Annotated in this window: 22 protein-coding genes; 7 read left to right on the top strand and 15 right to left on the bottom strand. The window is 73.2% G+C overall.

Features of this window, described 5'->3' with window-relative positions; genetic code table 11:
* Positions 1-3: 3 nt before the first annotated feature.
* Positions 4-225 carry a hypothetical protein gene (locus ABD158_RS05330; protein ID WP_344004727.1) on the bottom strand — a complete coding sequence of 74 codons (222 nt, stop codon included), beginning with the start codon at positions 223-225 and terminating at the stop codon, positions 4-6.
* 55 nt (positions 226-280) lie between these two features.
* Positions 281-946, bottom strand: a complete 666-nt coding sequence (locus ABD158_RS05325; RefSeq protein ID WP_344004725.1) for a thymidine kinase — start codon at positions 944-946, stop codon at positions 281-283.
* 87 nt (positions 947-1,033) lie between these two features.
* On the opposite strand from ABD158_RS05325, the gene ABD158_RS05320 reads away from it, so the two are divergent.
* The 6 genes from ABD158_RS05320 to ABD158_RS19250 all read left to right on the top strand — a co-directional run bounded on the left by ABD158_RS05320 (position 1,034) and on the right by ABD158_RS19250 (position 5,592).
* On the top strand, positions 1,034-1,714 hold the full coding sequence (locus ABD158_RS05320) for a ribonuclease H family protein (RefSeq protein WP_344004722.1): 681 nt from the start codon (positions 1,034-1,036) through the stop codon (positions 1,712-1,714).
* A 42-nt stretch (positions 1,715-1,756) separates the two neighbouring features.
* A complete protein-coding gene (locus ABD158_RS05315) occupies positions 1,757-2,767 on the top strand; it encodes an aldo/keto reductase family protein (RefSeq protein WP_344004719.1) in 1,011 nt (336 codons plus the stop codon).
* Entirely contained in the window at positions 2,761-3,642 is an 882-nt protein-coding gene (locus ABD158_RS05310; protein WP_344005307.1) for a sulfurtransferase, read from the top strand. Before ABD158_RS05315 ends, ABD158_RS05310 begins: the two co-directional genes overlap by 7 nt.
* A complete protein-coding gene (locus tag ABD158_RS05305; RefSeq protein ID WP_344004716.1) occupies positions 3,639-4,556 on the top strand; it encodes an aldo/keto reductase in 918 nt (305 codons plus the stop codon). The genes ABD158_RS05310 and ABD158_RS05305 overlap by 4 nt, the downstream gene beginning before the upstream one ends.
* 254 nt (positions 4,557-4,810) lie before the next feature.
* Entirely contained in the window at positions 4,811-5,446 is a 636-nt protein-coding gene (locus tag ABD158_RS05300) for a recombinase family protein (RefSeq protein WP_344004713.1), read from the top strand.
* Positions 5,344-5,592, top strand: a complete 249-nt coding sequence (locus ABD158_RS19250) for a recombinase family protein (RefSeq protein ID WP_425573142.1) — start codon at positions 5,344-5,346, stop codon at positions 5,590-5,592. Before ABD158_RS05300 ends, ABD158_RS19250 begins: the two co-directional genes overlap by 103 nt.
* Positions 5,593-6,103: 511 nt before the next feature.
* Here the strand turns inward: ABD158_RS19250 and ABD158_RS05295 are convergent.
* The 5 genes from ABD158_RS05295 to sepH all read right to left on the bottom strand — a co-directional run bounded on the left by ABD158_RS05295 (position 6,104) and on the right by sepH (position 14,624).
* Complete coding sequence (locus ABD158_RS05295; RefSeq protein WP_344004710.1) at positions 6,104-6,418, bottom strand: hypothetical protein; 315 nt, start codon at positions 6,416-6,418, stop codon at positions 6,104-6,106.
* Positions 6,419-7,875: 1,457 nt separating this feature from the next.
* Complete coding sequence (locus tag ABD158_RS05290; RefSeq protein WP_344004707.1) at positions 7,876-9,195, bottom strand: AAA family ATPase; 1,320 nt, start codon at positions 9,193-9,195, stop codon at positions 7,876-7,878.
* 600 nt (positions 9,196-9,795) lie between these two features.
* Positions 9,796-11,499, bottom strand: coding sequence for a dihydroxyacetone kinase subunit DhaK (dhaK, locus tag ABD158_RS05285; RefSeq protein WP_344004705.1), 1,704 nt, complete (start codon positions 11,497-11,499; stop codon positions 9,796-9,798).
* Positions 11,500-11,523: 24 nt separating this feature from the next.
* Positions 11,524-13,524, bottom strand: a complete 2,001-nt coding sequence (locus ABD158_RS05280; protein ID WP_344004703.1) for an SDR family oxidoreductase — start codon at positions 13,522-13,524, stop codon at positions 11,524-11,526.
* Positions 13,525-13,598: 74 nt separating this feature from the next.
* A complete protein-coding gene (sepH, locus tag ABD158_RS05275) occupies positions 13,599-14,624 on the bottom strand; it encodes a septation protein SepH (protein ID WP_344004700.1) in 1,026 nt (341 codons plus the stop codon).
* Between the two features lie 98 nt (positions 14,625-14,722).
* Here sepH and ABD158_RS05270 point away from each other — a divergent pair, with 98 nt between their 5' ends.
* On the top strand, positions 14,723-15,358 hold the full coding sequence (locus ABD158_RS05270) for a trimeric intracellular cation channel family protein (RefSeq protein ID WP_344004697.1): 636 nt from the start codon (positions 14,723-14,725) through the stop codon (positions 15,356-15,358).
* Between the two features lie 76 nt (positions 15,359-15,434).
* Here ABD158_RS05270 and ABD158_RS05265 read toward each other — a convergent pair whose 3' ends face one another.
* The 8 genes from ABD158_RS05265 to ABD158_RS05230 all read right to left on the bottom strand — a co-directional run bounded on the left by ABD158_RS05265 (position 15,435) and on the right by ABD158_RS05230 (position 23,063).
* On the bottom strand, positions 15,435-16,745 hold the full coding sequence (locus tag ABD158_RS05265) for a D-arabinono-1,4-lactone oxidase (protein ID WP_344004695.1): 1,311 nt from the start codon (positions 16,743-16,745) through the stop codon (positions 15,435-15,437).
* Positions 16,742-17,974 carry an MFS transporter gene (locus ABD158_RS05260; RefSeq protein WP_344004693.1) on the bottom strand — a complete coding sequence of 411 codons (1,233 nt, stop codon included), beginning with the start codon at positions 17,972-17,974 and terminating at the stop codon, positions 16,742-16,744. Before ABD158_RS05260 ends, ABD158_RS05265 begins: the two co-directional genes overlap by 4 nt.
* A 22-nt stretch (positions 17,975-17,996) precedes the next feature.
* The gene (locus ABD158_RS05255; RefSeq protein ID WP_344004690.1) at positions 17,997-18,794 is read right to left on the bottom strand and encodes a putative hydro-lyase; all 798 of its coding nucleotides are present in this window, start codon (positions 18,792-18,794) and stop codon (positions 17,997-17,999) included.
* Positions 18,791-19,684 (bottom strand): 5-oxoprolinase subunit C family protein, encoded by an 894-nt coding sequence (locus tag ABD158_RS05250; protein WP_344004689.1) that lies wholly within the window; start codon positions 19,682-19,684, stop codon positions 18,791-18,793. The genes ABD158_RS05255 and ABD158_RS05250 overlap by 4 nt, the downstream gene beginning before the upstream one ends.
* Positions 19,681-20,319, bottom strand: coding sequence for a 5-oxoprolinase subunit B family protein (locus ABD158_RS05245; RefSeq protein ID WP_344004686.1), 639 nt, complete (start codon positions 20,317-20,319; stop codon positions 19,681-19,683). The genes ABD158_RS05250 and ABD158_RS05245 overlap by 4 nt, the downstream gene beginning before the upstream one ends.
* Positions 20,316-21,119, bottom strand: coding sequence for a LamB/YcsF family protein (locus tag ABD158_RS05240; protein ID WP_344004683.1), 804 nt, complete (start codon positions 21,117-21,119; stop codon positions 20,316-20,318). The genes ABD158_RS05245 and ABD158_RS05240 overlap by 4 nt, the downstream gene beginning before the upstream one ends.
* A gap of 1 nt (position 21,120) precedes the next feature.
* A complete protein-coding gene (locus ABD158_RS05235) occupies positions 21,121-22,362 on the bottom strand; it encodes an NRAMP family divalent metal transporter (protein ID WP_344004681.1) in 1,242 nt (413 codons plus the stop codon).
* 65 nt (positions 22,363-22,427) lie between these two features.
* Positions 22,428-23,063: a GntR family transcriptional regulator gene (locus tag ABD158_RS05230; RefSeq protein WP_344004679.1), complete on the bottom strand. Its 636-nt coding sequence runs from the start codon at positions 23,061-23,063 to the stop codon at positions 22,428-22,430.
* Positions 23,064-24,128 lie beyond the last annotated feature (1,065 nt).

Raw genomic sequence — 24,128 nt, 5'->3', positions numbered from 1 at the left:
CCCTTACATGAACGTGCTGCCCCCGGCGGCGGTGTTGCCGTGCGAGCGCGACAGGTGGTCGTGGGCGCTCATGCTGTGACGGGCGTCCGGGGACGGGGTGGTCCCGTGGGGCAGGTTGGGCCGGAAGGTGTCCTCGGCCAGTCTCTTCTTCAGCGCGGAACCGCGGCGCCAGTCGTACGCCAGGAACGCGGCGGCCGCGACGGCCAGAGTGATGGCGACCCACATGAGGAAACCCCCGTCTCGTCACCCGGAGCAGAGGGCCCCGGGACCCGATCCTACCTCAGCCGAAGGGCAGCGGATCCGCGACGAGCGAGGTCGCGCGGGCGCGGGCGGCGGTCACGCGACGCCGGTGGTGGCGCCGGCAGAGCACCTCGTAGGCGACCTCGGGCTCGTCGTCGGGGTGGGACGGGGGACCGGTGCCGACGTCGCCGACGACGACCACCTCGCCCTCGGTCACCATGACGCCGTCCTCGGTGCGGGCGTTGTGGGTGGCGCGCTCCCCGCACCAGCACAGCGCCTCGACCTGGAGGGTGAGCATGCGGTCGGCCAGCTCGACGAGTCGCGAGGTGGCCGGGAACAGACGCCCGCGGAAGTCGGTGAGGATCCCGAACGCGAACACGTCGACCGCGAGCTCGTCGACCACCTTGGCGAGCTGCTCGACCTGCTCGGCGGTGTAGAACTGCACCTCGTCGCAGATCAGGTAGTCCACGCGGCCGCCCTGGGTGAGCTCGCCGACCACGTAGCCCCAGAAGTCGTGGTCGGTGGGGACCTCGATCGCGTCGTGGGTCAGCCCCAGCCGGCTCGACAGTGTCGAGGTGCCGGCGCGGTCGTGGGCGGTGAAGATGCGACCCACCCGTCCGCGCGCGGAGTGGTTGTGGTTGGTCTGCAGGGCGAGCGTCGACTTGCCGGAGTCCATCGTCCCGGTGAAGAAGAGGAGGTCCGCCACGGGCGGCGATCCTTCCACACGCCGGGGCGCGCGACGGGCCGCACCCCGTCGGCCCCGCCGGGCCGCTCGGCACCGATACTGGGCCCCGTGGAAGCGAGGTACCCGGGCAGCTGCCCGCAGTGCGGCGGCGCCGTCATCCCCGGCGAGGTCATCCTGCGCGCGGGACCGAAGGGCCCCTGGGTCCACGAGGGCTGCGTCGCGGCCGCGAAGGCGGCCGCCGGCTCGACGGGTGGTTCCGCGGGGAGCCCCACGGCGGGCTCCACGGGGGGCTCCGCCGCCGGGGCCGGCGGGCGCGCGCGCAAGGCCCAGCCGGCGGCCATGGCCCAGCCGGACGGCGCGATCGAGGTGTTCACCGACGGGGCCTGCCGGGGCAACCCCGGTCCGGGCGGCTGGGCCTGGGCCTCCGACCTCGAGCACCACGCCTCCGGCGCGGAGTCGCCGACCACCAACCAGCGCATGGAGATCCGCGCGGCGTACGAGGCCGTCCTCGCCCACCCCGGGCCGCTCGTCGTGGTCAGTGACTCGACGTACGTCGTCAACTGCTTCCGCGACGAGTGGTGGAAGGGGTGGCGGCGCCGTGGCTGGGTCAACTCGACCAAGAAGCCGGTGGCCAACCGCGACCTGTGGGAGCCGTTCGTCGACCTGGTCGCCGACCGGCTCGACGGCGGGGAGCCGATCGCGTTCCGGTGGGTCAAGGGCCACTCGGGCGACCCGATGAACGACCTGGTCGACCGTCTCGCCGTGGAGGCCAGCCGGACCGTCGGCTGAGCGCGGCGGGCCGCCCTGCCGCGGGCTGGCTAGGGTCGGAGCATGGACTACAGGCACCTCGGCAGCTCGGGTCTCAAGATCTCCGAGATCACGTACGGCAACTGGCTCACCCACGGCTCGCAGGTCGAGAACGACGTCGCCACGCAGTGCGTGCGCGCCGCGCTCGAGGCGGGCATCACGACGTTCGACACCGCCGACGTCTATGCCAACACGCAGGCCGAGACGGTCCTCGGTGACGCGCTGAAGGGCGAGCGCCGCGAGTCGCTCGAGATCTTCACGAAGGTCTACTTCCCGACGGGGCCCAAGGGGCCCAACGACACCGGGCTGTCGCGCAAGCACATCATGGAGTCGATCGACGGCTCGCTGCGTCGTCTGCAGACCGACCACGTCGACCTCTACCAGGCCCACCGCTACGACTCCTTCACGCCGCTGGAGGAGACGATGCAGGCGTTCGCCGACGTCGTGCGCGCCGGCAAGGCCCACTACATCGGGGTCTCGGAGTGGACGGCCGACCAGCTGCGCGCCGGCGTCGAGCTGGCCCGCGACCTGGGCTTCCAGCTGGTCTCGAGCCAGCCGCAGTACTCGATGCTCTGGCGCGTCATCGAGGACGAGGTGGTTCCCGCCAGCCGCGAGCTGGGGGTGTCGCAGATCGTGTGGTCGCCGATCGCGCAGGGCGTGCTGTCGGGCAAGTACAAGCCCGGCCAGGAGCTGCCCGCGGGCTCGCGTGCGACCGACGAGAAGGGTGGCGCCGACATGATCAAGCGCTACATGCGCGACGACGTGCTCGAGCGCGTCCAGCAGCTGGTGCCGGTCGCTCAGGAGCTCGACCTGACGATGGCGCAGCTCGCCGTCGCCTGGGTGCTCCAGAACGACAACGTCGCCGCCGCGCTGATCGGCGCCTCGCGTCCCGAGCAGGTCCACGAGAACGTCGCGGCCTCCGGGGTCACCATCCCCGCCGAGCTGATGACCCGCATCGACGAGGCCCTCGGCGACGTCGTGGAGCGCGACGCGGCCAAGACCGCGGAGCAGACCCCCAAGGAGCGGTTCTGCTGAGCTCCCACCCGGGACCGGCTCCACTGGATCCGGTCGGCCCCGTCGTCACCGTCGCCGACCTCGTCGCCCTGCGCGCGGCGGGGCCGGTGACGCTGCTCGACGTCCGGTGGCGCCTGGGCGCGACCGACGGCTTCGACCGCTACGCGGCCGGCCACCTGCCGGGCGCGTCCTACGTCGACATGGACGCGGTGCTGGCCGACCACGCCGTGGTCGACGGCGGACGCCACCCGCTGCCGGACGTGGACCTGTTCGGCGCGGCCGTGCGCGCCCTCGGCGTACGACGCGACACGCCGGTGGTCTGCTACGACGCCGCCGGGGGGACCTCCGCGGCCCGCGCGTGGTGGCTCCTGCGCCACCACGGCCACGAGCGCGTCGCCGTCCTCGACGGCGGCTACCCCGCGTGGGTGGCGGCGGGCCACGAGGTCGAGACCGGCCCCGGACCCGAGGTCGAGCCGGGGGACTTCGAGCCCGTGCCGGGCGCGATGCCGACCGCGTCCCCCGCGGACCTGCTCGACGGTCGCGTCGTGCTGGACGCGCGGCCGCAGGAGCGCTACCGCGGCGAGGTGGAGCCGGTCGACCCGGTGGCGGGTCACGTGCCGGGCGCCCGGAGCGCGCCGGCCGTCGCGAACCTGGGCGAGGACGGCCTGCTGCGCCCCGACGAGGAGCTCCGCGCCCGCTACGCCGGGCTCGGCGCGCTGGAGGAGGGTGCCGACGTCGCGGTCTACTGCGGCTCCGGGATCACCGCGGCCCACGACGTGCTCGTGCTGGAGCAGCTCGGCGTGCGCGCCGCGCTCTACCCGGGCTCGTGGAGCCACTGGGTCTCCGACCCGTCGCGTCCGGTCGAGACGGGCCCCGGACCGGGGGACGCGCGGTGAGCGCCGTGATCGGGCTCGGCACGGCGGCGCTCGGTCGGCCGGAGTACATCACCCTCCACCGTGAGGTCGCCGCCGACCTCGGTGTCGACCGCTACGACCGCGACCGGTTGGAGGCGCACGCCCACGCGGTGCTGGACGCCGCCTGGGACGCCGGGGTCCGCCACCTCGACACGGCACGCTCCTACGGGTCGGGCGAGGCCTTCGTCGGGTCGTGGCTCGCCGCCCACCCGGGTCGGCGCGCGGAGCTGCGGGTGGGCTCGAAGTGGGGCTACACCTACGTCGCCGACTTCACCCCCGGCGCCGAGGAGCACGAGGTCAAGGACCACGGGGTGGACACCTTCGAGCGGCAGTGGGCCGAGACCCAGCAGACCCTCGGACAGCCCGACCTCTACCTCGTGCACAGTCTCACCACCGATTCGCCGGCCCTGGCCGACGGCGTCCTGCTGGACCGGCTGCGCGACCTGGCCGCGATCGGGGTCCGGGTGGGGCTGTCCACCTCCGGCGCGGACCAGTCCGTGGCGCTGCGGCGGGCGCTGGCGTTGTCGGACTCGCCCTTCTCCACCGTCCAGGCGACCTGGAACGTGCTCGAGACCTCCGTCGGCGGCCTGCTCGCCGAGGCCCACGACGCCGGGTGGCTGGTCGTCGTCAAGGAGGCGATGGCCAACGGTCGTCTCGCCGGCCCGGACTCCCCGCTCGCCGGGGCGGCAGCCGAGGCCGGCGTCGGACCCGACGCTCTCGCGCTGGCCGCCGTGCGGCGACAGCCGTTCGTCGACGTCGTCCTCTCCGGCGCCAGCAGCGTCGCGCAGCTGCACGCCAACCTCGCGGCCTCGTCGTACGACGGTCCCGTGCCGGACGTCGTGGCCGAGGACCCGGGGTCCTACTGGGCCACCCGCTCGGCCCTCGCCTGGTCCTGACCCCGCGCCCCGGCCCTGCCGGCGGTCGAGGTGCGAGCAGACCCGTCGGAGGTCGAGGTGCTCCGAGCTCTGGCGAGGAGCCACGAGACCCGGCGACGTCTACGATCGTTCTGGCGCGGGGGCCTATTGGCGTCGGTGGAAGGTGGCCTTGCCGGACAGGCTCCAGTGGGTCTCGTAGCGGGTGTCGTGGACGCGGCAGTGGTGGTGGGGACACAGCAGGGCGCCGTCAATCGTGCGTCGCAGTGTGACCTCTCATGTCGACCTCGGCCGCGTTGAAGGCGGTAGCGATCTATGCCCGGATCTCTCACGATGCCGAAGGTCGTGGTGCGGGGGTGCGCCGGCAGATCGCGGACTGCCGCAAGCTTGCTGACTCGCTGGGGTGGGATGTGGCTGACGTGTACGTCGATAACGACGTGTCGGCGTTCAGCGGGAAGCGGCGACCGGAGTACAAGCGGATGATGAGCGATCTCGCCGACTGGGTGCTCGACGGTGTGATCGTCTACAACATCGACCGGTTGACCCGTCGACCTGCCGAGCTGGAAGCGTTCGCTATCGCCGTGACCCTCGCTGGGGTGAGACAGGTGAAGTTCGTGACCGGTGACGTGAATCTGGGCACCGACGACGGGTTATTGATGGCGCGGGTATCGGAGGCGTTCGCGGCGAAGGAGTCCGCGAACACCTCGCGCCGGCTGCGCCGCAAAGCCGAACAGACCGCCGCCGAAGGGCTCCCCATCCCGGGGCGCTTCGTCCGTTCGGGTACGCAGCCGACTTCATCACCATCGACCCGGTGGAGGCTGAGATCCTGTTCTATCTGGTTGACCGGTTCCTGGCCGGGGAATCGGTGCGTTCGCTGTCGACGTGGCTCAACGATCAGAACATCGCCACCGTGACCGGGCGACCGTGGCGCACCACCACCCTCAAGGGGGTCTTGATCAGCCGTCGCCACGCGGGTCTGCGGGCCCATCGTGGGGTCGTGGTCGGCCCGGCGGTATGGGAGCCGACGGCCAGGGCGAGATCTCGATGCCGGAGTGGTTGACCGCGAAGAAGCCTATCCAACAGCGCCTCGAGGCGACCCAGAGCAGCTTTCCCAGGTCACCCGCACCGGAGCCCTCACCGGGTTGGCCGGCCACGGCGTCGAGCTGGGCCGGTCGTGGGCGGACCTCAACATCTCGCGCCAACACGCGATCACGACCGCGATCATCGATCACGTCACCGTGGGTCCCGGCACCCCCGGGGCCCGGACTCTCGACCCCGCCCGGGTCGCCGTCACCTGGCGTCACTGACCCTCGGGCCAATCCGACACAGACCAACACCGGGGCGAGACAGGGCGAACCAGAAATGGGGGCGGGGGCCGCTCCGCTTGCGCCCCCGCCCCTCGACGTGTGGCTCTGAGGTTCTCTTGACTGGGCCCCTCTGCGGCGTACCACTCGCACCGAGCGGTGTTCCGACCCGCCGGACCACCGTCGGATCAGCAACCTTCGCCGGAAGGTCCTGAGCCTCACACGAGGCAGCCACCAGGGTCGCGATCACTTCGCGAGCCAGCCCGCTCAGTCCCACGCGAACCACACCGCCGGCGGTCCCTGCCAGAGCTCAGCCTCATTCGAGGACCAGACCTGCGAGGGCTCATAACCCATGTGCTCGATGGCGTCGTTGAGGACCGCGTCAGATGAGCAGCCCGAGAGGCGAACCACTGTCGGTTGAAACCCCTGGGCGACCTCGTAGCGGTGGGCTCCGGTGAGCCGGGCGCGCCCGGGGTCCTCGAAGCCCTTCGTGACGTACTTCGACAGGTAGCCGGCCGCACGGCGTGCCTCGTTCAGCGAGGTCGAGCCCACCGGCAGATCCGACAGCAGCGTGATGTGCACGAACCCTCGGCCCCACGCCTGTTCGATCAGCCGGCGGGGGACGTACTGGCCAACGGCGAAGTGGACATATGGAGGCCATGGTCGGACTTGTGCCACTCGGGGACCCAGACATAGGGGAACGCCTTCCCACCCGGCTCGCACCGCAACGTGAGGAAGAACGCCGCCACATCGGTGCGCAGCTGGCGCTGGTCGTGGCACCCACGGCGTAGGTCAGGGTCCCGAGATGGTTCAATCGGTAGCCGCGCAATAGCGGCGAACCTTCGCCCCGGCGCGTCGCCCAGCCTCCGCACGCGACCGGACAGGATCGGCGGCGGACCCCGGTGGCGCCCACACGCGCCGAGGTCGGACCGAGGCGACGAACGCGCCTTCCGCTTCGCCGGCGTCGGGATACAGCGACAAGAACCAACCCGCATCAGGACGAACAAGAATCGATTGAGACACCAGAGCACTCCGAGCAGTCGACCGACAGAGGAATGTCGGCCCCGCACGCAGCCATGGCACCGCGGGGCCCTAGCCACCTGCGGTTCATCTCGCCCGCTCAGCACCTTCGTGTCACCGGATCGTCCCTGACCACGCTCGCTGGCCCACGCGTCCTGACTCCGGGATCAGAGCCTCAAGAGTTCGGCACCCGTGGCGTGCCGTTCCGGTCTCGCGCCACGAATCATGCACCCACCACCACCCGACTGACAACCACATAGCTCTCCCAACGCCCGGGTCGTCGGTGGCCAGGGCTGGGGCGCGCCGCCACCCCACCCGCGCTCCTCCGTCGCGCACGCGGGGCGGCCGCCACCCCACCCGCGCTCCTCCGTCGCGCACGCGGGGCCCCTGCGACCCGAGAAGCGCCCCCGCCCACCCAGGGCACCGACGACCCTCCACCCAGCACCAGAACTCGGACCCACCCTCAGAGTTCCGTTGCTACTTCAAGTAAAGAGGTGGTCAGGTGCAGCAGAACTCTGAGCGTTCGACACAGCCGTTGTACACCCACGTCTCCCAGTCTGAATCTTGCACTGGGTTAAACCACTGGACTTTCGCCGCCAGTGCGTAAGACTCACCAACCTGCTCAAGATAGCGGCGCTGACGTGAATCCTGTGAAGCCACTGGAACGCCGTAAAGGATTGCAGCTTCGCTCAAGTGAATATCTTTTAGGAGGGCTGCGCGAATTCCGTCGTCAGCGACCGCGGCGATTTCAGACCGAAGGTCGCGAACCGGCGCATCCGCTTCCCGTCGTACTCGCCTTCTCGATTCCATACTGGCTAACCAACTGACCATCGTCGGCGAAGCATGTTCCCGCCACTCCGATCGGAGCGTGGGAGTCATAAAGGCGCCCGTTGCACAGTCTCGCGTGGCGAGCAGTTGCGCAAGTGCCCAGCAAGCCGCGCTTGTTGGGTGTCGAGCAGGATCTTTCGCGCTCTTCGCGATATTAGCGTCAACAATCAGGTGATTAGAAACGGCGGACATTACTCTGCCGCCTCAACTGCGTCGAGGTACGCCCAATCTGCTTCTCGACTGATGTCGTCGAAGTCAAGTGGCCATTCGCCAAATCTGCCCTGCGCGTCAAGGTCCGCAACAGTGATTTCCTGCGACCCATCGTCAGGGTCGCGACTGAACCAGTTCATCGACACGTTCTCCGGACTCAGATGCTTCTGGGCGACAGCGATCTGTAGGCCCCTAATCAACAATGAACTGTGAGTCTCGGCAATAACCAAGACGCCGCGCTTGGCCGCCGCCACCAGGCAGTCCGCGAGGGCCAACTGTGCGCGCGGGTGAAGGTGGATTTCGGGCTGCTCGATGTAGACAATCTGACCAGGTTTGGCGGAGTGGAGAGCCACCAAGACGGGTAACGTCTGGCTGACACCGAAGCCGACGTCGGCCACGCTTACAAGGTCCCACGCGCCGCCTTGTTGAGAGTGTGGCATCCGCCCAACCATCACTTCTACGGATGCGTCGTTGACGCGACGTGCCATGACCTTCCACGTAAGTCCAAGCTGTTCGAGGTCGTGAGCTAGAGCAGTTAGTCGCTCGGGCTTATTCTTTCCCCACTCAAAAAGAATGCTTGCCACGTACGTCTCGAATGTTCCGGGCCATGTTTCGCCGACCGCTGATCGCGGATACGATCGCTCTGGGTTACCTCGCAGACCAGGAACGTGAATGATTCCTCGAAGGAGGTCTACCCAGTCGTCGTCATAGGAACTAGTCGCCAGCCCGAAACGATAAGTGAAGCCTTCTTCTCCCGGCTCTGAAACTCGGACCACAGGCTCCAAAAAGCATCTGTTTCGATACGCCTCTACTTCCCAATCTAAATTCATGGAAGCTTTGAATCTGGGTACCATCTTGGCTAGCGACTCGACGCGACGTGCGGCGATCTCCCCAAGCGCCTTACGCTGCTTAGGAGTCAGAGGCTGGGAAAGTGAGGTTGAGTTTCCTTCATCTTCATCAATGACGACGTCCGTGTCGATTTTTGGGGCTCCCGACACGTCCTGCTTAAATCTTACTACTCGAGAGTGGCTGCCCTGACGTAGTCCAGCAGCAAAACTTTCGGATACATCGGTTTTAGCTTTTCCCCGACTCAGAATTTGTTCGTACTCCGTTACTTTGACATTTGCTCCATACAGAAGCAACGGGCCAGGATCGAAGGCCGAGTCGAGAGTTTGCTTCATCAGTAAAAAAGGCTGCATAAAACTGCTTTTTCCAGAACTGTTAACTCCAGAAATCACAGTGAGGGGCGCGACCCGCAACTCTTGCCGATTGCGGACTGCTTTATAGCCCTCGACCGACAAGTACAAATGTTTGTCTTCCCTGCGACTCGCGTTGAGTTTAACTGCGCGCTTCCGTGAATTAGCTGACATGTTTTTCAGTCCCTGCGTCGAGGATTCCGCCTAGGCGGCACTGTATTGCACCTTCACTAGAAGCCATGAGGACCTGTTCCACTTGTGAGCAGTCGAGCGGGCAAGTTCGGCCTTGCACTGCCGGGCACAGGGCTGATTGCTCACGACCGCAAAGGATGCCTTCGCAACTTGTCAGCTCGGTGACGTTGGTGGTGCCGCCATGTGCCCAGGGGGTGCGGCGGTGGCCGTCGCACCAGGCGGCGGGGATGGTGCACCCGGCGGCCTGGCAGGCGGGGAGGGCGACCTCGAGGGCGGCGCGGAGCCTGCCGTCGACGAACCGTCGGGTGCGTCCGGCGTCGAGGACGACACGAGCGTCCTGCACACCCCCGTGACCCGACCCGGAGCCGCGGTCCGACCTGCCGGATCGGCGCTCCCGCGAGCGACGTCCTCGTGAGGTGCTCGCCCACCCCGGGGCGGGCTCGGCGTTCGCCTCACCGGGTCTCGAGGCCCCCGGCACCTGGACGTCGGGGCCGGTGTCACCGCGGGGGCGGGTCAGCCCAGGGCGCGGCCGACAGCGTCGGCCCAGATGACCACGGCGCGGGCGCCCGGGTCCGGGGTGCCCTTCACCCGGTCGCCGAGGTACGACGAGCGGCCCACGCGGGCGGCGGTCCCGGCCGTCGACGCGGTGCCCTGCTCGGCGGCGGCCACGGCGTCGCGCCAGGCCGAGGCGGGGTCGTCTCCGGCGTCGAGGTGCTGGGCGAACGAGGTGGCCAGCGGGACCAGCGCGTCGAGCATCGTGCGGTCCCCGACCTCCGCGCCGCCGACCTCCATGATCCCGTCGGCCCCGGCGCGCAGGGCGGCCGCCCAGGCGGCGGGCTCGGTCGAGCCGGCGTCCTCGAGGGAGGCCGCGGCGCGCATCAGCAGGATCGAGTACAACGGACCCGAGGTGCCGCCGATGGCCCGGCGCAGGGTCGCGGAGGTGTCGCGCAGCGCGGACACCGGGTCGGCCCCGTAGCGGTCGACCTCGTCCTGCACCGCCGTGGCGCCGCGCTCGAGGCCGGTGCCGAGGTCGCCGTCGCCGACCTCGCTGTCCATGCGCGTGAGCTCGGGCTCCGCCTCGCGGACCGCGGTGCAGGCCGCGTCGAGCGCGCGGCGTACCGGGCTGTCGGCGGCCAGCCGCTCCCCGGTCGGGGGCTCCTCGGCGGCGGCGGGCGGGGTCACGGCCTCCGGCGCGGCCACCAGGCCCTGGTGGGGGGCCGGCCAGGCGGCGGTCTCGGTGGGGGCGTCGAGCAGCCCGAGGAGCTCGTCGTCGACCGGGAGCACGGAGACCGAGCAGCCCGGCATGTCGAGGGCGGTCAGGAACCGGCCGACCCACATCCGCTCGACCGTCACCCCGCGCTCGCGCAGGTGGGCCAGGGCACCCCGGGCGACGATGTCGAGCTCGCTGGGCGGGGTGGCGCCGAGGTCGTTGACGAGCAGCACCACGCGGTCGCCGTCGGACAGGCCGGCGTCCTCGGCCACCGCGCCGACGAGGCGGGCGGCGGTGTCGTCCGCGCTGGCGATGGCGCCGCGCTCGACGCCGGCCTCGCCGTGGATGCCGAGGCCCCACTCGACCTCGTCCTCGGCGAGGCTGAAGCCGGGCTCGCCGACCGCGGGCACGGTGCACGCGCCGAGCGAGACCCCCATCGAGCGGACGTCGTCGGCCACCCGCTGCGCCAGCGCCCGGACGCCGGCCAGGTCGTCGCCGCGCTCCGCGGCCGCACCGGCGACCTTGTGGACCAGGACGGTGCCGGCGAGGCCGCGCCGTCCGGCGTGGTGGCCGTCCGCGGCGAGCGCGACGTCGTCGCCCACGACGACCATCTCGACGTCGGTGCCCTCGGCGCGCGCCAGCTCGGCGGCGAGCCCGAAGTTGAGGCGGTCGCCGGTGTAGTTCTTCACGACCAGGAGCACGCCCGACGCCGAGCCGCCCTCCGCGATCGCCCGCACCGCCGCCAGCACCGCGTCGGTCGAGGGGGAGGTGAAGACGTCGCCGACCACCGCGCCGGTGAGCATCCCCGGCCCGACGTAGCCGCCGTGCGCCGGCTCGTGGCCCGCCCCACCGCCCGAGACGAGCGCGACCCTGCCGCCGAGCCGGGCGTGGTCGCGCCGCAGCACCACCGTCTGGCCCTCCAGCAGCACCAGGCCGGGAGCCCCGGCCACCAGGCCCTCGAGCATCTCGGGCACCACGTCACCGACGGCGTTGATCAGCTTCTTCATGCTCGCGACCCTAGCCGCGCGGCCTCACCAGTGGACGCCGCGGAACACCTTGGCCAGCAGCGCCCGCTCGGAGTCCGTCCGGCGGTCCGCCGGCTCGAGCTCGCCCTTGGCGGCCGCGGAGTCGGGGAAGATCTTGTAGGCCCGGTAGAGCACCTGGAAGGTCGTCTTCGGCGTGACGGTGTGGGCGATCGCACCGAGGTTGCCGAGCGCGGTGTTGATCTCGTGCGGCTTCCTGACGATCGCGGTGACCACGAGGTCCGCGGCCTGCGCGGGGGAGATGGCCGGGAACCGGTCGTAGAGCTTGGTCGGCGCGATCATCGGCGTGCGCACCAGCGGCATGTGGATGCTGGTGAACGTGATCCCGTTGCCCACCAGCTCGGAGGCCACGACGGTGCTCCACGCGTCCAGCGCCGCCTTCGACGCGACGTACGCCGAGAACCGGGGCGGGTGCGTCTGCACGCCGATCGAGGAGATGTTGACGACGTGGCCCGCGCGCTGCGCCCGCATCGTCGGGAGCAGCCCCATCACGAGGCGCACCGCCCCGAAGTAGTTGAGCTGCATCGTGCGCTCGAAGTCGTGGAACCGGTCCTGCGACAGCTTCAGCGACCGCCGGATCGACCGACCCGCGTTGTTGACGACGACGTCGATCGTCGGCAGGTCGGCGGTCAGCTGCTCGCACAGCCGGTCGATGGCCTCGAGGTCGGAGAGGTCGCAGGGCGCGACGACCGCGCGACCGCCGGCCTCCGCGATGTCGGCGGCGATCTCGTCGAGCTTGTCCTTGCTGCGCGCGACCAGCACGGGCACGCCTCCGGCCCGCGCCACCCGCCAGGCCGTGACCCGCCCGATCCCGGACGAGGCGCCGGTGATGACGACGTGCTTGCCCTCGAGGGTCGCCCGGGTCGCGGCGTCGCGGCCGACCGCGGGGTCGAGCTGCTCCTCCCAGAAGTTCCACAGGTGCTGCGCGTACGACGACAGCGGCGGGACCTCGATGCCGGAGCCGGCCAGCGCCTCCCGGGTCGCGGCCGAGTCGAAGACGGACGGGAACGACGAGTGCGCCAGGACGTCGGCCGGGATGCCGGCGCGGCCGACCGTCCGGTCCAGCAGCAGACGCGCGGGCGCGGTGCCGAGGGCCTGGGTGAGCAGGGCCCCGGGACGGACGCGGGCGGGCACGGACAGCGCACCGAGCAGGCCGCGGTCCGAGGTCGCGAGCCGCGGTGCACCGGCGGCGGCGCACAGCTCGTTGACGACGTCGAGCACCGGCTGCGGCTCGGGGTCGACCAGGTGGAAGGCCTCCCCGTCGCGGCCCGGGAGGTGCATCAGGTGGTCCATCGCCGCCGCGACGTAGTCCACCGGCACCACGTTGGTGTCGCCGAGGTCGAGCCCGACCAGGGGCACCCAGCTGGGCATCGTGTCGCGCAGTCGCTTCAGCAGCCCGAAGAAGTAGTAGGGCCCGTCGACCTTGTCCATCGCGCCGGTCTCCGAGTGCCCGACGACGATCGCCGGGCGGTAGACCCGCCACGGCACCCGCTCCTGGTCGCGCACGAGCTGCTCGGCGACGAACTTCGTCCGGTGGTACGGCGAGGCGAGGTGCTGGCCCTCGTCGAACATCGACTCGTCGAAGCGGCCCCGGTGGTCCCCGGCCACCGCGACCGAGGAGACGTGGTGGAAGCAGCCCACCCCGAGCGCCGCCGCGAGCTCGAGGGCGTGCTGGGTCCCCGCGACGTTGGCGGCACGGTTGGCGTCGTCGTCGGCGGCCATGTCGTAGACGGCGGCCACGTGGACGAGGTGCTCGACCTCGCCCCGGTGCTGGGCGACCCAGGCGGGGTCGACGCCCAGGTCCGGCTCGGTGAGGTCGCCGAGCACGACGCGGACCCGGTCGGACTCCCACCGCGCGATCCGCCGCTCCATGCGCGCGCGGGACGCGGGGCGGGTCAGCACGTGGACGTCGCCGTCACGGTTCGCGAGCAGCTGCTCGACGAGGTGTCGACCGATGAAGCCGGTGGCGCCGGTGACCAGGTAGGACATCGGGCCAGGGTAGGGGCGCCCGGGGGCCGGGGGCTACCGGTGAGTAGGGCCCCCGCGGTGGCCGGGGGAGGAGCTCACTCCTTGCGGCCGCCGCCGAACATGATCTCGTCCCAGCTCGGCACCGAGGCCCGGCCGCCGCGCTTGCGCACCCGGCGCCGCGCGGGCGGCTCGTCGTCGGGCCCGTCGGGGCCGTCCGGACCGTCCGCGTCGTCGCCGGAGGGGTCCCCGGCCTCGCCGCGGGCGTCCTGGCGGGTGTCGTCGCGGTCCGTGGGCGCGGCCGGGGACGTCGCCTCGGCGGCGGTGGTGCCGGCGGTGCCGGCGGTGCCGGCGGGGGGCGTCGCGGCGGCGTCCGGCTCCACGGCGTACGTCTCGAGGCCCGCGGGCGGGTCGGCCACCAGGCGCAGCGCGTCGCCGCCGAGCGGCAGCTCGTCGTCCTCGAGCGACACCAGCCGCGGACCGGTCGGCGAGCCGGCCAGGGGGTCCCCGGGCGCGGGGCTCTCGTCGCCGAGCAGCCAGCGGGCGTCGTCGTCGTCGATGGTGACGAAGTTGCCGGGCGGGTCGAAGGTGAAGCGGGCCAGGCCGCTGCGCTCGCCCGCGGTGTACGACGCGGTGAGCACCCAGCGGCCGTCCTCACGCTTGCGGGAGTCCCACTCGACGGCACCGGGGTCGGCGTCCACGGCGCGCAGCCGCTTCTCGACCGCGTCGCCCAGGGTGCGGTGGCCCGACGTCGCGTCGCCCCCGGAGCGCCGGACCGAGGAGCGCTGGGCCCGCTGGGCCATGTGGGCGCGCTCGGCGAGCACCGGCCGCGCGTAGACCAGGACCTTCTCGACGGTGACCCCGGCGGCGTCGGCGACCTCCTCGGCGGTCGCCCCGGCCCGGATGCGGGCCTGGATGTCGCGGGGACGGAGCGGGGTGTCCATGGTGCCCTCTTCTGATCCGGTGGATGGGGAGCCCGGCCCCGGTCGGTCGTGGCTGCGGCGCACGGCCTCGCGGAGCTCGTCCTCGATCTGGAGCGAGTAGCGGCGACCGTCCTCGCCGCGCAGGGTGAGCTCGGTGCCGACGGCGCGGTCGAGCGTCAGGCGCTCTGACTCAGCCGTCATCGTGTCGTCGTCCCTGCTCCCGGGGTGGTCACCGTGCCGGCGAGCCTACGGCAGACGGGCGCGCGGGGGTGGGACGCGCACGGCCTAGGGTCACGGGGGTGTCGCCCGTGGATCCCGCCCTGTTGCTGCTCGTGCTGGACCTGGTCGGCATCTTCGTCTTCGCGCTCGCCGGCGGCCTCGTGGCCGTGCGCCGCGACCTCGACGTGTTCGGGGTGCTCGTCCTGGCCGGCACCACGGGCCTCGGCGGCGGGTTCCTGCGCGACGTCCTCATCGACGCCACCCCGCCCGCCGCGCTCGTGGACTGGCGCTACCTCGCGGCGCCGGTCGTGGCCGGTCTCGTCACCTTCGTCGCGCACCCCGCGCTGGGCCGGATGGAGCGCTCCATCGGGGTCTTCGACGCGTTCGGCCTGGCGCTGTTCTGCGTCGCCGGCGCCCTGAAGGCCGCCGACTTCGGGCTCGGCCCGGTGCCGGCCGCGCTGATGGGGATGGTCACCGCGATCGGCGGCGGGATGGCGCGCGACCTGCTCGTCGGGCAGGTGCCGGGCGTGCTCGCCGGCGGGTTGTACGCCGTGCCCGCCCTCGCGGGCGCCGCCGTGGCGGTCGGCGGCTTCAGCGCGGGCGTCCCCACGCTGGTCGCCGCGATCGCCGGCTTCGCGGTGTGCCTGGTGTGGCGGCTGCTCGCGTTGTACCGCCACTGGAACGCCCCCCGCCCGCGCGGTCCCGCCAGCGTCTGACGCGGCCGCGCGGTCCCGCCAGCGTCTGACGCGGCCGCGCGGGCCCGGCGGCGCCGGACCCGGGCGCCCCGGCGGGCTAGGGGCCGAGGACCCGGCGCAGGTAGGCGTTCGCGAACATCCGCTGGGGGTCGAGGCGGTCGCGCAGGGCGAGGAAGTCGGCGAAGCGCGGGTACGCCGGTGCGAGGTCGGCGGCCTGCCGGCGGTGCACCTTGCCCCAGTGGGGGCGACCGTCGAGCGCGGCCAGGGCCGTCTCGACCTCGGCGAAGTAGGGCGCGTGGTCGACGCTGCGGTGCACGTGGACCGCGACGTAGCACGTCTCACGCCCGTACGCCGGGGACAGCGGCACGTCCTCGGCGCCCGCGCTGCGCACCTCGACCGGGAAGCCGACCCGGTGCCGGTCGGCGATCGCGCGCACCGCGGCGAGGGCCTCGGCCGCGGCGGCCATCGGCACGCCGTGCTCCATCTCGCGGAAGCGGACCCGGCGCGTGCTGGTGAGGACGCGGTGCGAGGTGTCGGTGTAGGCGCGCCCGCCCGCGAGCCGCCCGACGACGCGGTTGACCGGCCCCGCCAGGCGCGGCACCCGGGCGGTCAGCGCGGTCGCGACCCCGAGCGCGCCGTAGGCGAGCAGCTCGTCGGCGACGAGGCGCTCGCGCGCGGACGGCACGGGGCTGGGGTCGGGCCCGCCGGCGGGCACCCGGTCGGAGATCCGCAGCAGGCAGCGGTCGGTGCCGGGGAACCAGTAGGTGTCCACGTGGTCGTGCGCGGCGAGCCGTTCGGCCATGCCGCCGAGCATCGTGTCCCAGCCGACGACCTCCTCGACCGCGGACAGCCGGAAGGCGGGCTCGACGGCGAGGGTCACCGCGGTGAGGACGCCCAGCGCGCCCAGGCCGAGCCGCGCGTGGTCGAGCACGTCGGCGTGGTGGTCGGGCGTCGCCCGCAGCACGGTGCCGTCGCCGGTGACCAGGCGCAGGCCGACCACCTGGGTCGCGAGACCGGCGAGCCCGCGGCCGTGGCCCCCGGTGCCGTGGGTGCCGGTGGAGATCGCGCCGGCCAGGGTCTGGGCGTCGATGTCCCCGAGGTTGGACAGGGAGAGCCCGAGCCGCGCCAGGTCGTCGCCCAGCACGTGCAGCGGGGTGCCTGCGAGCACCTCGACGGTGCCCGCGGCGCGGTCGACGGCGAGGATCCCGGACAGCCGGTCGGGGCGCACGAGCGTGTCCTCCGGGGCGGCGACCGCGGAGAAGCTGTGGCCGCTGCCCACGACCTTGACCCTCGCGCCGGTCCGGGCGGCCCGGCGGACCAGGGCGACGACCGCGGCCTCGTCGGCGGGGTGCTCGACGCGGACGGGCGTGGCGGTCTCGAGGCCGGCCCAGTTCTGCCAGGTGCTCACGCCGTGAGCGTAGGCACCCGGGCCGGGGCGCGCACGGCGAAGGCGGCCACCGCGCCGAGGACGCCGGCGGCCGCGCACACCAGGTACGCCGCGGACGCGCCGGAGGCGTCGACCACGGCGCCCGCCAGGGCGGCGCCGGGGGCGAGCCCGGCCGCCAGGCCGGTGTGGACCACCGACATGCCCTCGGTCAGCCGCGAGGTGGGCACCGCCGCCTCGGTCAGCGACATCATCGCGATCAGGCTCGGTGAGATCGCGAGCCCGGTGAGCAGCAGCGCCGGCGCCATCAGCCACACCGAGTCCAGGAGCGCGAGGGGCGCCATGGCGACCGTCAGGACCGCGACCCCCCACCGCAGCCGGTGCTCGGGGCCGCGGCGCCACTCGATCGCGCCGACCACGACACCGGCCACCAGGCTGCCGCCCGCCAGCAGGGCCAGCAGCGGGCCGGCGGCCGCGGGCGCACCGACCTCGGCGGCGAACGCGACGGTCACGACCTCCACCGAGCCGAACACGCCGCCCAACGACAGCGCGACGACCGTCAGCACCGCGACCGCGGCCCAGGGCATGGGCGCCCGGGCGGCGCGCGTGCCGGTGGCGCCCGGGCCCGTGGTGCGCGGGGCGCGGGGGTGGCGGGGCGGCTGCGTGCGGCGCTGCGCGCCGAGGGCGAGCGTGCCGCCGACGCCGGTGACGAGCGCCACGGCCAGGCCGGCCACCGGGTCGATCGCGGTCGCCAGCAGGGTGACGAGCACCGGGCCGACGATGAAGACCACCTCGTCGACGACGGCCTCCAGCGCGAAGGCGGTGGACACCCGCGCGCCGTCGTCGCCGTCACGCAGCACGTGGGACCAGCGTGCCCGCACGCAGGAGCCGACCTGGGGCAGGCCGGCGCCGGCGACGGCCGCCAGCACGTGCCACCACACGGGCGCCGTGCCGGCCTCGACCGCCCAGACCGTCAGGAGCAGGCCGACGCCGAACAGGGCGACCGCCGGCGGCAGCGCCCGGTCCTGGCCGAAGCGGTCGGCGAGGCGGCCGTGCACGATCGACGCGGCCGCCTGCGCGAGCACGTAGGCCGCCGCCACCGATCCCGCGAGGCCGTACGAGCCCGTGCGCCCCGAGACGAGCAGCACGAGCCCGAGGCTGACCATCGAGATGGGCAGCCGGGCGACGAGGCCGGTGGCGCTGAACGCGGTCGCGCCCGGGGTGACCAGGACGCGCTGATAGGTCGCCAGCACGTCGAGAAGCGTAGGTCCGCGCTCAGGGCACGACGAATTCCGCGTCGCGCACGTCGGTGATCGCCATGTGCCCCGGTGCGTGGGTGATCGCGTACGGCGGCCGCGACGCGGCGATCGCCTCCTGCGGCGTCACGCCGCACGCCCAGAACACGGGCACCTCGCCGGGTCGGACGTCGACGGGGTCGCCGTGGTCGGGCCGGTCCAGGTCGGCGATCCCCAGGGCGGCGGGGTCGCCGACGTGGACGGGCGCGCCGTGCACGGCGGGGTAGCGCGAGGTGACCCTCACGGCGTCGGCGACCCGGTGCGCGGGGACGGGCCGCATCGACACGACCAGCGGGCCGTGCAGGCGCCCGGCCGGGCGGGTGGGCAGCGTCGTGCGGTACATCGGCACGTTGCGGCCCTGCTCGACGTGGCGCACCGGCACCCCCGCCTGGGCGAGGGCGTCCTCGAAGGTGAAGGAGCAGCCGATCAGGAAGGTGACGAGGTCCTCCCGCCAGTGCGCGGTCGCGTCGTCCACCTCGGCCACCAGCTCGCCGTCGACGTGGACCCGGTAGGCCGGGAGGTCGGTGCGCACGTCGCCGTCGAGCACCGACAGCGAGGTCGCGCCGGGCTCGCTCACGTCGATCACCGGGCACGGCTTGGGGTTGCGCTGGGCGAACAGCAGCACGTCGTAGGCGAGGTCGGCGGGGACGGCGACGAGGTTGGCCTGGGTCCAGCCGCCGCACCACCCCGAGGTCGGCGTCCGCAGCCCGGCCCGGAAGCGGGCGCGGGCCTCGGCGGGGGCGGCGAGGCGCGGAGGGGCGGGGCGCGGGTCGGTCACGGGAGTCGGGGTCCTCTCACGGGGCGGAACCGGACCCGGTGGCCCGGGGCGGCCTGGGCCGCCAGCGGCAGGTCGTCGACCACCACGCAGGCGACGACGGGGTAGCCGCCGGTGACGGGGTGGTCGGCGAGGAACAGCACGGGTCGGCCGGTGGCGGCGACCTGCACGGCGCCCGCGACGGTGCCCTCGCTGGGCAGCTCCGCGTCGAGGCGCTCGGCGCGCCGCACCAGCTCGGGGCCCTCCAGACGGATCCCGACCCGGTTGCTGCGGGCGTCGACCGTCCACGGGCCGCGCAGGGCGGCCAGCGCGTCGGGTCCGAACCAGTCGTCGCGCGGTCCGAGCACGACCCGCAGCTCGAGATCGCCATCCGGTGGCGCGGGCAGCGGCACCTGGTCCAGCGCGGGCGCGGCCTCCTCGGGCGCGGGCCCGACGGGCAGCACCGACCCGGGGCCGGGCGGCGAGCCGAGACCGGCGAGCAGGTCCACGCTCGCGGAGCCGAGGGGTCGCGCGGTGGCGAGGCCGCCGCGCACGCCCACCCAGCTGCGCAGGCCGCGCGCGGGGGCGCCCAGCGCGACCTCGGCGCCGTCGGGGACGGCGACGGCGGCCCCCACCCCGTGCGTACGACGGGTGCCGTCGCGCACGACGGTGACCGCGAGCGGCGCGCCGGTCACCGCGAGCAGCACCTCGCCCTCGGCGCGCAGCACCAGGCCGCCGAGGGTGACCTCGAGCCCGGCGGCGTCCTCGGGGTTGCCGACGAGGCGGTTCGCGAGCCGCAGCGCCCCGGGGTCCAGGGCTCCCGACTCCGCGACGCCCAGGCCGGCCAGGCCGGGGCGGCCGAGGTCCTGCACCAGCACGGGCGCGCCGGTGGCCACGACGTGGAGCGCGCTCATGCGCCGGCCTCGACGAAGCGCACGCGGGTGCCCGGGACCAGCAGGGCCGGCGGGTCGACGTCGACGTCCCAGGTCGGCGTCCGGGTGGACCCGATCAGCTGCCAGCCGCCGGGGGAGGAGCGGGGGTAGACCCCGCTGAACTCCCCGGCCAGGCCCACGGCACCGGCAGGCACCCGGGTGCGGGACTCGGGCCGGCGCGGGACCTCGAGGGGGTGCGGCGCGTCACGGTCGCGCTCCGGGACCAGGTAGCCGAAGCCAGGGGCGAACCCGGTGAACGCGACGCGCCACGCGGTCGAGGTGTGGCGGCGGACGACCTCGGCGACGTCGCAGCCCAGGTGGCCGGCGACGTCGTCGAGGTCCTCGCCGTCGTAGGTCACCTCGAGGCTCACCGTGTCCCCGGTGGCCGGCGGCACGTCGGGGAGCGTCAGGCCGGCCACGGTCTCGGCGGCGCGCTCGAGGTCGGTGGTGGTGGCGCACCGCAGGAGCAGGGTGCGGGCGGCGGGCACGAGGTCCACCACGCCCGGCAGGCCGCCGTCCCGTCGGGCGTCCGCCACGGCGGCGTGCAGGCGCAGCACCGTGTCGAGGTCGTCGACCTCGACGAGGGCGGCGGCGTCGCCGCACGGGCGCCACCTCACCCGTCGCCCCCAGGCCCGGCGAACGCCGCGAGCCCGATCCCCGCCCCGGCCAGCCGGCTCCGCACCGCGTCGGCCATGGCGACGGCGCCGGGGGAGTCGCCGTGCACGCAGACCGAGTCGGCCGCGACGGCCACGTCGGTGCCGTCGGCCGCGGTCACCACGCCCTCGACGACCAGCCTCAGGACGCGGTCGGCGACCTCCTCGGGGTCGTGCAGCACGGCGCCCGGTTCGCGGCGCGGCACGAGCGTGCCCTCGGGGGTGTAGGCGCGGTCGGCGAAGGCCTCGGCGTGGGTGACCAGGCCCGCCTCGTCGGCCAGGCGCAGCCACTCCGAGCCCGGCAGGCCCAGCACGGGCAGGGCCTCGCCGGTCGCCCCGGCGTACGTCGTGACGGCCTCGACGACCGCGGCCGCCTGGTCGGTGTGGGTCACGATCGCGTTGTAGAGCGCCCCGTGGGGCTTGACGTAGCGGACCCGGTCGCCGGCGGCGCGGGCCAGGCCGTCGAGGGCGCCGAGCTGGTAGAGCACGTCGGCCACCAGGTCCTCGTGGGCGACGTCGATGAACCGTCGCCCGAAGCCGGCCAGGTCGCGGTAGCCGACCTGCGCGCCGATGACGACGCCCCGATCGATCGACCAGGCGCAGGACCGCCGGATCGTCGTCGGGTCGCCGGCGTGGAAGCCGCAGGCGACGTTGGCGCTGGTGACGATCCCCAGCATCGCCTCGTCGTCGCCGAGGCGCCACGTGCCGAAGCCCTCGCCCAGGTCGGCGTTGAGGTCGACCCTCCGGCCGTCCGGGGTGGCCACCTCAGATCCCCTCGAGCAGCGCGAGCACGGCGGGCACGCCGACGCCGAAGGTCGCCAGCCAGGCGAGCAGGCCGATGACGAGCAGCCAGCGCGGGTAGACGTAGCCGTGCAGCAGGTCGCGTCGCCGCCACGCCACCCAGAGCAGGACCCCCAGGCCGAACGGGAGGATCAGGGCGTTGAAGGCGCCCGCGAAGATCAGCAGCGTCACCGGCTGCGAGCCGAGCACGACGAAGATCGCCGTCGAGGCCACGATGAAGCCCACGACCACCCACCGCTCCCAGTCCGTGACCCACCGGCCGAGGACCTTGAGGAACGACGTCGAGGTGTAGGACGCGCCGATGACCGAGGTGATCGCCGCGATCCAGATCACCGCACCGAAGAAGATGCGCCCGGTCTCGCCGAGCGCCGCGGTGAACGCCGAGGCGACCGGGTTGGCCTCGTCGAGCTCGGCGCCGGTCGTGACGACGCCGAGCACCGCGAGGAACAGGACCACCCGCATGACCGCGGTGATGAGGATGCCGAGCACCGACGCGCGGGTGATCTCGCCGACCTGGTCCACGCCGCGCACGCCGTTGTCGACCATGCGGTGGGCGCCGGCGTAGACGATGTAGCCGCCGACGGTGCCGCCGATCAGGGTGGCGACGGCCAGCCAGCTCACGGTCTCGGGCGCGACGGTCTGGATCAGCGCGTCGCCCACGGGCGGGGTCGAGGTGATCGCGACGTACGTCGTGAGCAGCAGCATCGCGAGGCCCAGCACGACCATGAGGCGGTCCATGGCGACGCCGGCGCGCCGGACCAGGAAGACCGCGATCGCGAAGGCCGCGGACACGAGGGCGCCGACGCGCACGTCGAGGCCGAACAGTGCCTGCAGGCCGAGCGTGCAGCCCGCGATGTTCCCGATGTTGAACACCAGGCCGCCGAACACGTCGAGGGCCGAGAGCACGTAGCCCGAGCGCGGCACGGCGTCGTTGGCGAGGTCCTGGGCGCGGCGCCCGGAGATGCCGATGATCCGCCACACGTTGAGCTGGATCGCGATGTCGACCAGCACGGACACCAGGATCGCGAACGCGAACGCGGCACCCAGCTGGATCGTGAAGGTGGTCGTCTGGGTCAGGAAGCCCGGCCCGATCGCCGAGACCGCCATGAGGAACATGGCGCCGACGAAGCCGCTGCGGCCGCTGACCTTCAGGGCGGGGGACTCGGCCGACGGTTCCGGCGCGGGGGTGGTCTCGGACGGGGTCATGGGCCACGACCGTAGGAATCGTTCAACAACCCGTCAAGAGATTGTTGAACGATTTTACGCGGACGTCACACGGCGACGGCGTCGCAGAGCTGGTCGCGGGCCGTCCTCAGGTAGTCCCGCAGCTCGGACTCGGTCGCCTGCAGCTCGCCGCGGCGCAGCATCTCGACCATGGCCGCGTTGCGCTCCAGGTACGGCGCGTGGAGGTCCCGGCCCGACGCCACCTGCGCGAACGCGAGGCGCTGCTCGGCGAGCACCGAGGTGAACATCTCGTCGAACCGCGGGCTGCCCAGCGCCGCGACGACGACCTGGTGGAAGCGGAGGTCGGCGGTCGAGACGGCCCGCCAGTCGTCCGCGGCCGCCGCGCGCCGCGCCACCGCGACCACCGCGGCGAGCTCGTCGGGGTCCACCAGCGCCAGCCCGGCCGGCTCCAGGGCGAGGCGCACCCGGTAGATGTCGCGGACGTCGTCCGGGGTCAGGGTGCGGACGGCGACGCCCTTGTGCGCCTCGTGCACCACGAGGCGGTCGCGGGCGAGCAGGCGGAACGCCTCACGGACCGTGTTGCGCGACACCGCGTGCGTGGCTGCGAGCGCCGACTCCCGCAGCGGCCGGCCGCTGCCGAGGTCGCCGGTGAGGATGCGTTCCCGCAGCTCGCGGGCCACCTGGTCGGCGAGACCGGCGGCCGGGGCGGCGGTGGTCGGCATGCGCCGATCCTGCCAGCCCCGCGCCGGAGCCCGACCCCGCCGACCGGGTCGCGGGGTCTCGTGGCTCGGGCCCGGGGGGCCCTCGCGCCTCGACCTCCGGACGGCGGCTCGCGACGCAGGAGCCGAGGGGCCACGAGACCCGGCGACCCACCATCCACCATCCAGCGTCCGGGGTTGGGGGGTCTCGTGGCTCGGGCCCGGGGGGCCCTCGCGCCTCGACCTCCGGACGGCTGCGCGGAGGTCGAGGTGCCGGGAGGCGACGCAGGAGCCGAGGGGCCACGAGACCCGGTGAGCCGCCGTTCGGGGTGCGGGGGGTCTCGTGGCTCGGGCCCGGGGGGCCCTCGCGCCTCGACCTCCGGACGGCTGCTCGGAGGTCGAGGTGCTGGGAGGCGACGCAGGAGCCGAGGGGCCACGAGACCCGGCGACCCACCATCCACCATCCAGCGTCCGGGGTTGGGGGGTCTCGTGGCTCGGGCCCGGGGGGCCCCTCACGCCTCGACCTCCGGACGGCTGCGCGGAGGTCGAGGTGCCCGGAGGTCGAGGTGCCGGGAGGCGACGCAGGAGCCGAGGGGCCACGAGACCCGCCGACCCACCATCCACCATCCACCGTCCGGGGTGCGGGGGGTCTCGTGGCTCGGGCCCGGGGGGCCCTCGCACCTCGACCTCCGGACGGCTGCGCGGAGGTCGAGGTGCCGGGAGGTCGAGGTGCCGGGAGGTCGAGGTGCCGGGAGGCGACGCAGGAGCCGAGGGGCCACGAGACCCGGTGAGCCGCCGTTCGGGGTTGGGGGGTCTCGTGGCTCGGGCCCGGGGGGCCCTCGCGCCTCGACCTCCGGACGGCTGCTCGGAGGTCGAGGTGCGCGGAGGTCGAGGTGCCGGGAGGCGACGCAGGAGCCGAGGGGCCACGAGACCCGGCGACCCACCATCCACCATCCGGGGTTGGGGGGTCTCGTGGCTCGGGCCCGGGGGGCCCTCGCGCCTCGACCTCCGGACGGCGGCTCGCGACGCAGGAGCCGAGGGGCCACGAGACCCGGCGAGCCGCCGTTCGGGGTTGGGGGGTCTCGTGGC

The sequence above is a fragment of the Nocardioides lentus genome (assembly GCF_039529515.1).
Taxonomy (GTDB): Bacteria; Actinomycetota; Actinomycetes; order Propionibacteriales; family Nocardioidaceae; genus Nocardioides; species Nocardioides lentus.
This window is presented reverse-complemented; position numbering and strand designations above follow the sequence as displayed.